This window comes from Flavobacterium chryseum, from assembly GCF_004362015.1.
Taxonomy (GTDB): domain Bacteria; phylum Bacteroidota; class Bacteroidia; order Flavobacteriales; family Flavobacteriaceae; genus Flavobacterium.
In genome coordinates, this window is record NZ_SNWW01000003.1 from 120,464 (window position 1) to 135,109 (window position 14,646).

General features: G+C 34.8%; 12 protein-coding genes. 9 read left to right on the forward strand and 3 right to left on the reverse strand.

Annotated features, from left to right (window positions below):
- Positions 1-46: 46 nt before the first annotated feature.
- The gene (gene rsmG / locus EV143_RS07055) at positions 47-676 is read right to left on the reverse strand and encodes a 16S rRNA (guanine(527)-N(7))-methyltransferase RsmG (RefSeq protein ID WP_133507268.1); all 630 of its coding nucleotides are present in this window, start codon (positions 674-676) and stop codon (positions 47-49) included.
- A gap of 107 nt (positions 677-783) precedes the next feature.
- Here rsmG and EV143_RS07060 point away from each other — a divergent pair, with 107 nt between their 5' ends.
- The 6 genes from EV143_RS07060 (at position 784) to EV143_RS07085 (ending at position 8,117) form a co-directional block, all read left to right on the forward strand.
- On the forward strand, positions 784-1,878 hold the full coding sequence (locus EV143_RS07060) for a fatty acid desaturase family protein (protein ID WP_133507269.1): 1,095 nt from the start codon (positions 784-786) through the stop codon (positions 1,876-1,878).
- An 88-nt stretch (positions 1,879-1,966) separates the two neighbouring features.
- Positions 1,967-3,157 (forward strand): pyridoxal phosphate-dependent aminotransferase, encoded by a 1,191-nt coding sequence (locus EV143_RS07065; protein ID WP_133507270.1) that lies wholly within the window; start codon positions 1,967-1,969, stop codon positions 3,155-3,157.
- 302 nt (positions 3,158-3,459) lie between these two features.
- Entirely contained in the window at positions 3,460-3,918 is a 459-nt protein-coding gene (locus EV143_RS07070) for a ferritin-like domain-containing protein (protein ID WP_133507271.1), read from the forward strand.
- A 325-nt stretch (positions 3,919-4,243) separates the two neighbouring features.
- Positions 4,244-6,118 (forward strand): peptidase U32 family protein, encoded by a 1,875-nt coding sequence (locus EV143_RS07075; protein WP_133507272.1) that lies wholly within the window; start codon positions 4,244-4,246, stop codon positions 6,116-6,118.
- A gap of 205 nt (positions 6,119-6,323) precedes the next feature.
- Positions 6,324-7,541 carry a formate-dependent phosphoribosylglycinamide formyltransferase gene (gene purT / locus EV143_RS07080; protein WP_262710972.1) on the forward strand — a complete coding sequence of 406 codons (1,218 nt, stop codon included), beginning with the start codon at positions 6,324-6,326 and terminating at the stop codon, positions 7,539-7,541.
- A complete protein-coding gene (locus tag EV143_RS07085; protein WP_133507274.1) occupies positions 7,542-8,117 on the forward strand; it encodes a Crp/Fnr family transcriptional regulator in 576 nt (191 codons plus the stop codon).
- 134 nt (positions 8,118-8,251) lie between these two features.
- On the opposite strand, the gene aceA is transcribed toward EV143_RS07085, so the two are convergent.
- Positions 8,252-9,532 (reverse strand): isocitrate lyase, encoded by a 1,281-nt coding sequence (gene aceA, locus EV143_RS07090; protein ID WP_133507275.1) that lies wholly within the window; start codon positions 9,530-9,532, stop codon positions 8,252-8,254.
- Positions 9,533-9,668: 136 nt separating this feature from the next.
- Positions 9,669-11,270, reverse strand: a complete 1,602-nt coding sequence (gene aceB / locus EV143_RS07095) for a malate synthase A (protein ID WP_133507276.1) — start codon at positions 11,268-11,270, stop codon at positions 9,669-9,671.
- Between the two features lie 118 nt (positions 11,271-11,388).
- Here aceB and EV143_RS07100 point away from each other — a divergent pair, with 118 nt between their 5' ends.
- The 3 genes from EV143_RS07100 to EV143_RS07110 all read left to right on the forward strand — a co-directional run bounded on the left by EV143_RS07100 (position 11,389) and on the right by EV143_RS07110 (position 14,515).
- Complete coding sequence (locus EV143_RS07100) at positions 11,389-12,870, forward strand: helix-turn-helix domain-containing protein (protein ID WP_133507277.1); 1,482 nt, start codon at positions 11,389-11,391, stop codon at positions 12,868-12,870.
- A gap of 3 nt (positions 12,871-12,873) precedes the next feature.
- Positions 12,874-13,236, forward strand: a complete 363-nt coding sequence (locus tag EV143_RS07105; RefSeq protein ID WP_243739814.1) for a hypothetical protein — start codon at positions 12,874-12,876, stop codon at positions 13,234-13,236.
- A 562-nt stretch (positions 13,237-13,798) separates the two neighbouring features.
- Entirely contained in the window at positions 13,799-14,515 is a 717-nt protein-coding gene (locus EV143_RS07110; protein WP_133507278.1) for a pirin family protein, read from the forward strand.
- The last annotated feature ends 131 nt before the right edge of the window (positions 14,516-14,646 follow it).

Consider the following 14,646-nt stretch of genomic DNA (forward strand, 5'->3'; position numbering starts at 1 on the left):
TCATTTTTTTTATAACTTGATACTTTTTAAAACTAGAAACTATAATCTAAGCCTGAAACTTCAAAGGCAAATGCACCACTTTTTTGGTTTCAAAAAACTCATCTTCAAAAATAGTCGACAAGTCATATAAAGTCGCTTTAGGAAAATCTTTTAATTCTTCGGTTAAATCTCCACCTTTAAGATATAGAATTCCGTTTTTCAAAGTATGTTTTTGTTGTTTCTTGATTTTATCTTTTATCCAGGAAACGAAATCCGGCATATTGGTGACGGCGCGGCTTACGATAAAATCAAAATCTCCTTTTACCAATTCGGCACGTTTTTGTTCTGCTTTCACATTTTTTAATTCTAATGCATCGACAACGCCCTGAACTACTTTTATTTTTTTGGCAATAATATCAATTAAATAAAAACGCGTTTCGGGAAAAAGAATCGCTAATGGTATTCCCGGAAATCCTCCTCCGGTTCCAACATCAAGAACAAATGTTCCCGGCTCGAACTTCATAATTTTTGCAATTCCTAACGAATGCAGAATATGTTTGGTATATAAAGCATCAATATCTTTACGTGAAATGACATTGATTTTTTCATTCCAATCGTGGTATAAAAAGTCTAATTTTTGAAATTGTTCGATCTGAATCTCGGTCAAATCAGGAAAATATTTCAATATCTCATCCATTGCTGTAATTTTTTAACAAAAGTAGTACTTTACAGTTGAAATATTTAACTCAAATTTGCAAATTGAAAATTTATAATAATTATCTTTGAAAACTATTTAAATTAATTATGAATAACTCTGCGCCTACATTTGCTAAACAAGACAATCTGAAGTTTTTCAGAACACTTAACTCACGAGTAAACAATTACTTCAAGGAGAACAACATTCAGAAAACCGGAAACTGGAAGCTGCATTTAAAAGCAGTAATCCTGTTTGCTATTTTCCTGACGCCTTATTTTTTGATCTTAACTATTGACATGCCGTTCTGGGCACAATTATTATTGAACATTCTTATGGGAATAGGAATGGCCGGAATTGGAATGAACGTTATGCACGATGGTAACCATGGATCTTACTCTTCTAAATCCTGGATTAACAAAATTATGGGTGGAAGCATTTATGTTTTAGCCGGAAATGTACACAACTGGCAAGTACAACACAATGTATTACACCATACTTATACAAATATTCACGGTCATGATGAAGATCTTGATGCAGGAAGAATTATTCGTTTTACAAAAAATGCTGAATGGCATCGTTTTCATAAATTTCAACATTACTATTCTTTCTTTTTATATGGACTATTGACTTTCAATTGGGCTTTAACAACTGATTTTAAGCAAATGAAAGGTTACCTAAAAAGAAAATTATCTTACGGAACACCTCAAAGTCCTGCTAAATTATGGACTGTTTTGGTGATCACAAAAATAATCTACGTTTTAATCTGGATGGTTTTACCAATGGTTCTTGGTGTAACATGGTGGAAAGTTGTTGTTGGATTTTTCGTAATGCATTATGTAGCCGGATTAATTTTGAGTATTGTTTTTCAATTGGCACACGTTGTTGAAGAAACTTCAAATCCGATTCCTAATGAAGAAGGAGAAATGGAAAACACATGGGCAATTCACCAATTGTATACAACGGCTAATTTTGCTCCAAAAAACAAGATTGTTAACTGGTTTACAGGAGGATTAAATCACCAAATTGAGCATCATATTTTTCCACATATCAGCCACGTCCACTATGGAAAAATCGCTGAAATTGTAAAACAAACTGCTAAAGAATGTAACTTGCCATATCATGAATTCAAAACAATGAGAGGTGCTGTTATTGCGCATTACAAGCATTTGAAAGATCTTGGAACAAAACCTGAACTAGCATAATTTTCATTATAAAATACTGTAACATAAAGATGCAATGCAACTTTATATTACATCTCAACTAAATAATAAACCGCAATTAACTACAAAAATGAATCACATTCTTTCGGACAGAATCAACAACTTAGCTACATCACAAACCTTAGCAATGGCTGCTTTAGCGCGTGAATTAAAATCACAAGGAAAAGACATTATCAGTTTAAGTTTAGGTGAGCCTGACTTTAATACACCCGATTTTATTAAAGAAGCTGTTAAAAAAGCAGTTGATGAAAATTACAGCACATATTCTCCGGTAGAAGGTTATTTAGAATTAAGAGAAGCAATTTGCAGAAAATTTAAAAGAGATAATAATTTAGATTACAAACCAACTCAAATTGTAGTTTCTACAGGAGCAAAACAATCTTTATACAACATTGCACAAGTAATGTTAAATGATGGTGACGAAGTTATTTTACCAGCACCATACTGGGTTTCTTATTTCGAAATTGTAAAACTTTCTGGTGGAGTTCCTGTTGAGGTTCCAACATCTGTAGATACTGATTTCAAAATTACACCAGCACAATTAGAAGCTGCAATTACACCAAAAACAAAAATGATGTGGTTCAGTTCTCCTTGTAACCCATCTGGATCTGTATACAGCAGAGAAGAATTAACAGCTCTTGCAAAAGTTTTAGAAAAACATCCAAATATATATGTTGTTGCCGATGAGATTTATGAGCACATTAATTTCTCTGGAACATTCTGCAGTATCGGTTCGATCCCGGGAATGTTCGAAAGAACAATTACTGTAAACGGAGTTGCAAAAGCATTTGCAATGACAGGATACAGAATTGGTTATATTGGAGCGCCGGAATTTATCGCAAAAGCGTGTACAAAAATTCAGGGACAAGTAACTTCAGGAGCAAACTCTGTTGCACAGCGTGCTACAATTACTGCTGTAGATGCTGACCCAAGTGTTTTAAACCACATGGTTCAGGCTTTTCACGAGCGCAGAGATTTAGTAGTTGGATTATTAAAAGAAATTCCAGGTGTAAAAATCAACGTTCCGGAAGGGGCATTTTATGTTTTCCCTGACGTTTCTTCTTTCTTCGGAAAAACTTTAAAAGGAACTGAAATTAAAGATGCTAACGATTTATCAATGTATCTTTTAGGAGAAGCAAACGTTGCAACTGTAACAGGTGACGCTTTCGGAAATCCAAACTGTATTCGTTTCTCTTACGCAACAAGCAACGATATTTTAAAAGAAGCACTACGCAGAATCAAAGAAGCTTTGGCTGCATAACAATATTAATCATTTTACTAAAAACGGCTTAAGGTTTAAAGTTTCATCACTTTATACTTTGAGCTGTTTTTTTTATGGACTTACTTTTGGCATGTCTGCCGCGACGGATCGGGCTATAACTAACGCAAACGGAAAACTTACATCTATATTTCGAAAGAAATCTTCTTAATCGTCTGTCAAATTAAAGCAGACTTTCAAAATTCCCATTCTACAATTTTATAAATCACTAAGATAATTCTGTAAAACGTAAGGCTTCTTAAAATCCCATCTTTGTAATATAAATTAATTAAAAAATTATTGTCATGATACATACAGATGAAACCACAAAAGAAGCAGTAAGTACATTAGAAGGATTAATTTCAATTCTTGAAGACGGAAAACTAGGATATACAAATGCTGCTGAGCACGTAGAAAGTCCAGCTATTAAAACTGATTTTTTAGATTATGCACGTGAACGCGCATTATTTATTGTAGAAATACAAGACGAAATCAACAGATTAGGAAAATCAACTGATACTTCAGGCGGAGGTCCGTTAGGAGCTTTACACCGTACCTGGATCGATATTAAATCATCATTTACCGGTGGAGATACAGAAGCCATTATCAATGCTTGTATTACAGGAGAAGAAGCTGCTATTGAAAAATACAAAATGGCTTTAGAAAAAAATGAACTTGAAGCTAGTCAAATTTCAATTGTTTCAAAACAATTAAACAGCATACAAAATACTTTGACTAAAATCAAAATGAAAAAATTGTCATAATAAATTGACACTGTTTTTTGAGAACGAAAACTATCCGGTTTATTAAACTGGGTAGTTTTTTTGTTTTTGTAAAACTCGCATTTTCAAGCGGATTAAAATCCGCCCCTAAAATTATTCTGGCTTATAACTTTTTAGTAAGCTCCAGAGTAACGATTTATTTTGTAGCAACGGATTTTAATTCGTTGAAAGCAAGATAAAAACACAAACATTCCATATTATCTAACTATTTCAAAAAAAGTCACTTCAGCATTAGCAAACTCGAAATATTTATAAGAACTTTGCAAACTTTTTCCCGTGAATACCACCGAAGGCTAAAGTTTTAGAAATGAAGAAGAAAATCGAAATACTAGCTCCTGCTAAAGACTTAATTGGAGGAATGGCAGCTATAAATAGCGGAGCCGATGCCGTTTATATTGGTGCACCTCAATTTGGTGCAAGATCGAATGCCAACAACTCTATCGAAGATGTTGCTGCATTAGTACAATATGCGCATTTATTTAACGCCCAGGTTTTTGTGGTTATGAATACCATTTTGTACGACAATGAACTAGAAACGTGTCGCAAAATGATCTGGGAATTATATGAAATTGGTGTTGATGCCCTGATTATTCAGGACATGGCGATTATGGAAATGGACTTGCCTCCTATCGTACTTCACGCCAGCACACAAGCCAATAATCGTGATGCTGATAAAATTAAATTTCTAAAAGATGCTGGAATCAAACGTGTGGTTTTAGCACGCGAACTGAACCTACATCAAATTAAAACGATCTACGACGAAGCTGATGTCGAGTTAGAGTTTTTCGTAACAGGAGCTTTATGTGTATCCTTTAGTGGGAACTGTTATATGAGTGTAGCCAACGGAGAACGCAGTGCCAATCGTGGTTCTTGTGCCCAAAACTGTCGTTTGCCTTATAACTTAATCGACGGAAACGGAGAAACTTTAATCAAAAACAGTCATTTACTTTCGATTAAAGATTTAGATATTTCTGATCAAATTCCAAATTTAATTGAAGCTGGAATTGTTTCTTTTAAAATCGAAGGAAGATTAAAAGATGTGGTTTACGTTAAAAATAACGTATCCTTTTTACGTCAAAAATTGGACAGCTTTTTAGAAGGAGCTGGAAGGGATAAGTACATGAAAGCTTCTTCTGGAACTTGTACCTATACTTTCGACTCTTCTTTAAACAGAACTTTCAACCGTGGTTACACCGATTATTTTGTAAACGATAGAAATCAAAGTATTGGTTCTTGGGAAAGCCCAAAATCGAAAGGACAATATATTGGTAAATTAATCAGAACTGTTGGAAACGCTTACGAAATCGAAAACAGCGAATTCTTAAACAATGGTGACGGACTTTGTTTCATCAACGAAAATAATGAAGCTGACGGAATTTATGTAAACAAGGCAGAAAACGGAAAAATATATCCAAACGTTTTAAAAGAAATTAAAGACGGAACTTTCATCTATAGAAATAACGATGCTGCTTTTATCAAAATTGTTGAAAGAGAAGACAGCGCCGTTCGTAAACTTAGCACAACTTTATTACTTACAGAAAACGAAACTGGTTTCGAATTAATCGCAACCGATGAAGATGGAAATATAAGTATCGTAAATTTAGAACACGCAAAAGAGCAGACTAAAACTGGCGAATCAATCGAAGAAAACATTAAAACGCAATTAGCTAAAACAGGTTTTACACCTTATACCGCTGATGAAATTAATGTGATGTTTTCTCAAAACTGGTTCCTCCCTATTTCAAAAATTAACGAAATGAGAAGAACTGTTTACGATCAATTAACCGAAATTCGTTTGAAAAATTACAAGCGCGAAGAACATCAATTAGTAAAAACGTCGCATCCGTATCCTGAAACGAAATTGGATTTCATGTACAACGTTTCGAACAAAACGGCTCGTAAATTCTACGAACGTCACGGCGTAACCGAAATCGAAAAAGCATTTGAATTACAATGGGATCCAGGAAAATCTCGTGTAATGACAACAAAATACTGCATCAAATATGAATTAAAAAAATGCCCAATACACCAAAAAGATATAATGGGTGTTAAAGTAAAAGAACCATTGGTTTTAAAACAAGGCGAGCTTGAATACAAACTAAAATTCAACTGCAAACCTTGTGAAATGGAAATTTGGGAAAAAGATGCTGAATTTGAAATTGAAGAAGATCATTTTCATTAATATTATTTAACTGCAAAGTTTTTTTTACCGCAAAGCTCGCAAAGATTTACGCAAAGGTTCGCAAAGATTATTTTTAAATCTTTGCGAACCTTTGCTTTTACCTAAAAATCAATAACTTTGCTTTCTTTGCGAGCTTTGCGGTTAAATTATAGATTGCGTAGACGCACTGCAGTGCGCCTCTACGTTAATCCATGTAAATAGAACTTTGCGGTTAAAAACATTTTTCGCTACTTTTACTACTCCAAAATTTCAAAACTCCAAAATGAAAATACTACTCCTGGGTTCAGGCGAATTAGGCAAAGAATTTGCTATTGCCGCACAACGAATCGGACAAACCATAATTGCTGTTGATAGCTACGAAAATGCTCCAGCAATGCAAGTTGCACATGGATTTGAAGTAATCAACATGCTTGACGGCGAAGCGCTTGACCGAATTGTAGCCAAACACAAACCCGATTTTATCGTTCCCGAAATAGAAGCCATTCGCACAGAACGTTTTTATGATTACGAAAAACAAGGCATTACCGTTGTTCCTTCTGCGAAAGCGGCTAATTTCACTATGAATCGTAAAGCCATTCGTGATCTAGCTGCAAAAGAATTGGGTTTAAAAACAGCCAAATATCAATATGCCACTTCTGCGGAAGAATTACAAAAAGCCGTTCAGGAAGTTGGAATTCCGTGTGTGGTAAAACCTTTAATGTCTTCTTCGGGAAAAGGACAATCGACTATAAAAACAGAAAACGATATCGAAAAAGCCTGGCAATATGCCGTTGCGGGTTCGCGTGGCGATGTTATCGAAGTGATTGTTGAGGCTTTTGTTGATTTTCATTCAGAGATTACGATTTTAACGATTACCCAAAACAATAATCCAACTCTATTTTGTGCACCAATTGGTCACAGACAAGAACGCGGCGATTACCAAGAAAGCTGGCAACCGGCAAAAGTTTCTGAAGCTGACTTATACGAAGCTCAGGATATGGCCGAAAAAATAACCGAAGCACTTGGCGGCGCAGGACTTTTTGGTGTTGAATTCTTTTTAACCAATGAAGGGGTTTATTTCTCAGAACTTTCTCCTCGTCCTCACGATACCGGAATGGTAACTTTAGCCGGAACTCAAAATTTCAACGAATTCGAATTACATTTAAGAGCCATTTTAAGTTTGCCGATTTTTGAAATTACTTTAGAAAAAGCAGGAGCAAGTGCCGTAATTTTAGCATCAGAAGATTCTACAAATCCAACTTTTACGGGAATAGAAAAAGTTGCTGCTTTACCAAAAACTGATTTCAGAATTTTTGGTAAACCAACTTCAAGACCTTATCGCCGAATGGGCGTTGTTTTAAGTTACGATTCTTTAACAACCCCAATTGATGAAGTCATAGAAAGAGCAAAAAATACAGCAAAACTTATAAAAGTACACTCATAAATGGCTTTAATACTCGATAATATTTCCAAACATGTTTCGCTAACTCCAGAAGAACAAGCGTTTTTTTTATCTAAAACAGAAACACATACTTACAAAGCCAAAACTATTTTATTGAGTTCTGGCGAAATCTGCAAACATTCGTATTTTGTAAACTCTGGAATTTTAAGAAGTTTCAATATTAACGACAATATTGTCGAACACGTTTTGGCATTTGCTTGTGAAGGCTGGTGGATGAGCGATATGTATAGTTATTTTTCGCAAAAACCGGGTCAGCTTTTTATTGAAGTTTTAGAAGATGCAGAAGTCGTTTCCTTATCCAAAGAAAATCAGGAACAATTATACCTTGAAATCCCAAAATTAGAACGCTTTTTTAGAATTTTGATTGAGAATTCATTGGTTGCCAATCAACAACGCTTAATGGATAATTTAAGTTTACCTGCCGAAGAGCGTTTTGAAAAATTCTGCACTAAATACGGATCGCTTGTTTACAAAGTTCCTCAAAAACAAATTGCTTCTTTTATTGGTGTTACGCCTGAATTTTTCAGCAAAATGAAAGCAAGGCTTTTGAAGAAATAAAGTTTTAGCCACGAATTTCACGAATTCACACTAATTTTACTTTCAATTTTAAGTAAATTTAATTTGTGGAAATTTGTGAAATTCGTCGCAAAAAATAAAAACACGGCTCAACTAAGAACCGTGTTTTTTTTGAATTAAAATTGCTCAACCTCTGTAGAATGTTTCATTGCCGTTGTTGTTGATTTTCCAATTGTTACCGTATTTTGTACCGCATCAAAATAAGAAGTCCCAACAAAAGCCTGGTGTTTTACTGCTCTGAAACCGTTTTTCTGTAAAGCGAATTCTCTTTCCTGCAATTCAGAATAACCGGCCATTCCGCGTTCTTTATAGGCTTTAGACAATTCGAACATACTCGTATTTAAAGCATGGAAACCGGCCAACGTAATGAACTGAAACTTATATCCCATTGCAGCCAAATCTTCTCTAAAAGTTTCCATTTCGGCAACAGATAATTTCGCTGCCCAGTTAAAAGATGGCGAACAATTGTAGGCCAGCATTTTATCCGGAAATTCTTTTTTCATCGCATCAGCAAACTTTTTTGCATAAACTAAATCCGGATTACTGGTTTCCATCCAAATTAAATCGGCATAAGGCGCGTAACTCAAACCTCTCGCAATTCCCTGATCGATTCCATTTTTCACGTAGAAAAAGCCCTCGTTTGTTTTTTCTCCAGTAATAAACTTTGCGTCTCTTGGATCTGCATCGCTCGTTAATAAATTCGCTGCATCAGCATCTGTTCTTGCAACAATTAAAGTTGAAACACCCATAACATCAGAAGCCAAACGTGCTGCTATCAATTTATTAATCGCTTCCTGTGTTGGCACCAAAACCTTTCCGCCCAAATGCCCGCATTTTTTAGCAGAACTTAACTGATCTTCAAAATGAACTCCAGAAGCACCAGCTTCAATCATTGATTTCATTAGTTCGAAAGCGTTTAGATTTCCCCCAAAACCAGCTTCGGCGTCGGCCACAATAGGAACGAGATAATCTTTTTTATCTTCCACTTTATTTACAGTCTGAATCTGATCAGCACGCAACAAAGCATTATTTATTTTTTTTACGACCATCGGTACGCTATTTACCGGATAAAGCGATTGGTCTGGGTACATTTCTCCTGCCAAATTTGCATCGGCCGCAACCTGCCATCCACTTAAATAAATCGCCTCTAAACCCGCGTCGACTTCCTGAATCGCCTGATTTCCAGTCAACGCGCCCAACCCGGCAACATAATCCTGACTTTTTAACTTTCTCCATAATTTTTGCGCTCCCATTTTGGCAATAGAATGCTCAATTTGATACGAACCCTGCAACGTAACTACTTCTGTAGCCGTATAAGGGCGTTCAACACCTTTCCATCTTGGGTTCGTGATCCAATCGTTAATCAATTCCTGAATTCTGTCTTCTGTTGTTTTCATAAATAATATAGTTAAGTTGGTTAGTAAAGCGTTTTTTTTAAATTAAAAATTGAGAATTAAAAATTAAAAATCTGCGTTATCTGCTAAATCTGCGTGAAAAAATATTTTTAATTTTTAATTATGAATTTTTAATTGTTTATAGGTATTTATAACACGGAATCGTCAGGAAATCCACAAAATCAGAATTTACAACCAATCTTTCCAGAACTTTTTCGGCCAAGGGAAATTGACGTTTTTCGTAATTTTCTTCTCCTAATTCGTTTTTTATTTTCTGATATTCATCTAAAGCCAATTCGTGATAATAAGCCAAATCTAATTTTCTGCCATTATCCAAAAGCACTTTATTCTGAAGCCATTGCCATAATTGTGATCTCGAAATTTCGGCCGTTGCAGCATCTTCCATCAAATTATGTAACGCCGCTGCACCTTGTCCGTTTAGCCATGAAGCCAAATACAAAACTCCCACGTTGATGTTTTTGCGAACACCATTTTCAGTTATAATTCCGATTGGTGGTTCAATCAAATTAGCTTCTGTAATTTTTCGATGTTCTCTTTTTATATGAATTTGGTTTGGAGTTGGCATTCCTTTATCAAAAATTTCTTTTGCTATTGAAACCAAATCCGGGTGGGCAACCCACGTTCCGTCATGGCCGTTTCGAACTTCGCGTTCTTTATCGGTTTTTACTTTGGCGAAAGCAATAGCATTTGCTTCTTCATTATTTTTAATCGGAATTTGCGCTGCCATTCCGCCAATTGCATGAATGCCTCGTTTATGACATCTTTGAATTACCAAATTTGAATAGGCATTCATAAAAGGCGAAGTCATATTTACCTGATCGCGATCCGGAACAATGAATTTTGGATTTTTTCTGAATTTTTTGATGTAGGAGAAAATATAATCCCAACGTCCGCAATTCAAACCCACGATATGTTCTTTCAATTCATGTATAATTTCATCCAACTGAAAACTTGCTGTAATCGTTTCAATTAAAACCGTCACTTTTATAGTGCCTCTCTTCAGTTTCAAATAATCCTCAGTAAAATCAAGCACATTATTCCACCAACGAGCTTCCAGATAATGTTCTAATTTCGGAATGTAGAAATAGGGTCCGGAATTGTTTTCTAAAAGTTTTTTATGGTTATGAAAAACATACAATCCAAAATCTACCAAAGAACCTGAAACTTCTTTTCCTTCAATTAAAAGATGTTTTTCCGGCAAATGCAAACCTCTCGGGCGAACAATTAAGGTTGCTATTTTTTCATTTAACTGATAACTTTTATTTTTAACTTCATCTGTATAAGAAATTGTTTTGTTTACAGCATCAATTAAATTCGCTTGCCCATCCATTAAATTTTGCCATGTTGGAGAAGTACTATCTTCAAAATCAGCCATAAATGTTTTTGCTCCTGAATTCAACGCATTGATAATCATTTTACGATCGACTGGTCCGGTAATTTCCACTCTTCTGTCTAACAAATCTTTTGGAATTTCTCCGGCTGTCCAGTTGCTTTCTCTGACGTTTTTGGTTTCCGGAATAAAAACCGGCATAATTCCCTGATCAAAAGCGACTTGTTTTTGCTCACGCTGTAAAAGCAGCAGTTTTCGCTGCGATTCGAATTTTCTATGCAATTCGGTTATAAATGCACATGCTTCTTCTGTCCAAATTTTTGAATAAGAAAGCTTTTTTTTAGCTAAAAATTCAATTGCCGTTTCTGTAATTTCTAATTGGTTCTTCATAGCTAATAAGTTTTACACTACAATGTTACAAAAAGTTTTTTATAAAAATAGCGAACGTTCGCTAAAATTTAAAAATTATTTTTTTGCGATTGTTTTTAGATTACTTACATTTGATATTATGGATAACACAAGAGACTATATAAAGCTGATCTTTGGCCTAAAACTGAAGCAAGTCAGAACCCAAAAAAATCTTTCGCTTTTTGGCTTAGCCAAATTGACTAATCTTTCAAAATCGTATTTAAACGAAATTGAAAAGGGAAAAAAATATCCAAAAACAGATAAAATTTTGCTTTTGTGCCAACATTTGGACGTTCCTTACGACCAATTAGTATCGCTTAAACTCGACAACAACCTTGCTCCGATTGGTGAAATTTTAAAATCTGGCATTTTAAAAGAGATTCCTCTTGAACTTTTTGGAATTCAGGAAGCCGATTTAATCGACATTATTGCCAATGCTCCGGCAAAAGTCAATGCTTTTATCAGTACAATTATTGAAATTGCACAACATTATAATTTAAGCCGTGAAAGTTTCTTTTTGGCTGCTTTACGTTCTTATCAGGAAGCACACAGCAATTATTTTGAAGATTTAGAACTGAAAGTAATTGAATTTTCGAAATCATTTCAGATTAATCTGGATTCTAAAATTACCATTGAAGAATTGGAAGCGATCCTAAAGGAAGAATATGAATACAGCATAAAAGAAATTGCTTTTACAGATCAGGAAGCTTTGGGCGATTTGCGTTCGATTTATGTTCCGAAAAGCAAAACTTTATTACTTTCTACAGAACTCGACGCTCCGCAAAAAGCTTTTATTTTAGCTAAAGAAATTGCTTATAATTACTTGAAAATCTCAGATCGTTTACTGACTTTCAGCTGGATTAAGTTTGAAAATTTCGATCAGGTTTTACACAATTTTTATGCTTCTTATTTTGCTGGCGCTTTATTATTGCCGAGAAAATTGGTAGTAGATAAAATCAATCTCTTTCTGGAAAATGGAAATCCGAATCCGGAGGAATTTGTGGCTTTGATTGAAAGTTTTGACGTTTCGCCAGAATCTTTTTATCAGCGGTTAACCAATTTATTGCCAAAAGATTTTCAACTGAAAAATTTATTCTTTTTAAGAATGTCACATCCCCTTGGATCAGATATTTATCAGATAAAAAAAGAATTGCACATTACCAATCAGCAAGAACCGCACGCCAACGAAACCAACGAGCATTATTGCCGAAGATGGGTTTCGGTTAAAACCATAAATGAGGCAATCAGACAAAATAAACCTCACTTTTTTGATGCTCAAATTTCAAGTTATGTTCATAGCGGTAATGAATATTTAGTTTTTTCATCGGCTACAAAAGATCCTTTTGTAGAAAATAATATCCGCAGTATTTCTGTTGGAATTTTGATTACGCCAACAATGAAAAAGAAATTCAAATTCATCGAAGGAAAACCTTTAGTTAAAAGAATTGTCGGTGTTACCTGCGAAACCTGTGATGTAAAAAATTGCCTGGAAAGAGCTGCGCCGCCAATTGCTTTAGAAATGAAAAAACGCCATGATAACACGGATTTGGTTGTGCAACAATTTATAAATCAATACAGTTAGAATATGATGAAATATTTATTTATAATAGTTACTCTGCTTTCTATCAACTTAAACCAGAAAACAGAAAAACTTAATGGTCGATATAATTATCTAGTTGAAGATAACAATTCATATATCCAAAAAGATAAAATTACTTTTAAGGATAGTATTTTTGTCTTTGATAACAAATATATGCCAAAAGGAAAAATTTCCTATGGCAATGTAATTTTGTTGGATAATTTCATTAATACCGATTTAATTATCAGCATTCCAAAAAACCAGATTGAAAAAGATACGATTCTGTTTTACATGCATGATAAGAAAAGTTCTTCCGCGAATTATCTTGATGAAGTTATTGGGAAAGGAAAATTGATTAGAATTAAATAATACATCCCTGTCTTTTTAGCACGTCTTATTTGTCATTCCGAGGAACGAGGAATCTCCACAAGAAGCTCGACAAAGATTGGCGATATACTGTGCGGAGCTACTTGCGGAGATTCCTCGTTCCTCGGAATGACAAACTGTTTGATCACTCAAAACATAACGTCTCGCAATCTTTTCATCTCGACGAAGGAGAGATCACACTCGAAACTCCGCTCCTATTATAACCAAACTTTATCGAGCTACTTGCGAAGAATGGATTGAAATCCATCCCTACAATATCTTTTGTTCCTATGGAACTTTTTCCCTTTACGCCTATTCAACTTTTGAAAATGAAACTTCTCGCTTAGCCCCGATAGAAGTGGAAATCCTTTTGTGGCGGGGTTCGCCATAAAAGATTGAAACGGATAGCGGGACTAGACGTCTTTTGAAAATCAAATTTCTGCTTCAAAAAAACCTTAGAATCTTAGCATCTCAGAAACTTAGAAACTTTTCTTAATCTACATTAAGTGCCTTTCATTGACCTTGGTGATATCTTTGTACTATAAATAATAAAACACATATAATCATGGAAAATATAGTATTACACAAAGCAGAAACAAGAGGAAATGCAAATCACGGATGGCTTAACGCTTATCACAGTTTTAGTTTTGCAAGCTGGTACAATCCTGAAAGAATTCAGTTTGGAGCACTTCGTGTTTTAAACGATGACACGATTGCAGGCGGAATGGGTTTTGGAACTCATCCTCACGATAATATGGAAATTATTACGATTCCGCTTGAAGGTGATTTGGCTCATAAAGACAGCATGGGAAATACTGAAATCATCAAAAATGGTGATATTCAGGTTATGAGTGCAGGAACTGGAGTGCAGCACAGTGAGTTTAACCCAAATGCAGATCATCAAACTAAACTGTTACAAATCTGGTTGTTTCCGAATAAAAGAAATGTTACGCCGCGTTACCAACAAATTACTTTGGATGTTGCGGACAGACACAATAAACTGTCTCAGATTTTATCTCCGAATGCAGATGACGAAGGCGTTTGGATTCATCAGGATGCCTGGTTTAATATGGGAAATTTTGATACCGGAATTGCTACAGAATATAAAATTAAAAAAGAAGGAAATGGAGTTTACGCATTCATTTTAAAAGGAAACGTAACAATCAACGGTCAGGAATTGAATACTCGTGATGCAGTTGGAATTTCAGGAACTGATATTTTAAAAATACAAGCTAATACTGATGCAGAATTTTTATTGATGGATATTCCGATGAACTATTAATTCAAGCATTTTTTCAAACATAAAACAAACGGACAATTTAAAAGTTATTTCATTTTATTTCTTAATCTAGGTTAAGTGCCAAATAAAGACCCTCGAAGTAACTTTGTCCTATCAAAATGAAATTAATTATT

Bases quoted from the DNA above. Each gene is read 5' to 3' on its own strand.
- EV143_RS07100 (WP_133507277.1), top strand. From the start codon at position 11,389: ATGGATAACACAAGAGACTATATAAAGCTGATCTTTGGCCTAAAACTG.
- EV143_RS07065 (WP_133507270.1), top strand. From the start codon at position 1,967: ATGAATCACATTCTTTCGGACAGAATCAACAACTTAGCTACATCACAA.
- rsmG (WP_133507268.1), bottom strand. From the start codon at position 676: ATGGATGAGATATTGAAATATTTTCCTGATTTGACCGAGATTCAGATC.
- EV143_RS07105 (WP_243739814.1), top strand. From the start codon at position 12,874: ATGATGAAATATTTATTTATAATAGTTACTCTGCTTTCTATCAACTTA.
- EV143_RS07070 (WP_133507271.1), top strand. From the start codon at position 3,460: ATGATACATACAGATGAAACCACAAAAGAAGCAGTAAGTACATTAGAA.
- aceB (WP_133507276.1), bottom strand. From the start codon at position 11,270: ATGAAGAACCAATTAGAAATTACAGAAACGGCAATTGAATTTTTAGCT.
- EV143_RS07110 (WP_133507278.1), top strand. From the start codon at position 13,799: ATGGAAAATATAGTATTACACAAAGCAGAAACAAGAGGAAATGCAAAT.
- aceA (WP_133507275.1), bottom strand. From the start codon at position 9,532: ATGAAAACAACAGAAGACAGAATTCAGGAATTGATTAACGATTGGATC.
- EV143_RS07075 (WP_133507272.1), top strand. From the start codon at position 4,244: ATGAAGAAGAAAATCGAAATACTAGCTCCTGCTAAAGACTTAATTGGA.
- EV143_RS07085 (WP_133507274.1), top strand. From the start codon at position 7,542: ATGGCTTTAATACTCGATAATATTTCCAAACATGTTTCGCTAACTCCA.
- EV143_RS07060 (WP_133507269.1), top strand. From the start codon at position 784: ATGAATAACTCTGCGCCTACATTTGCTAAACAAGACAATCTGAAGTTT.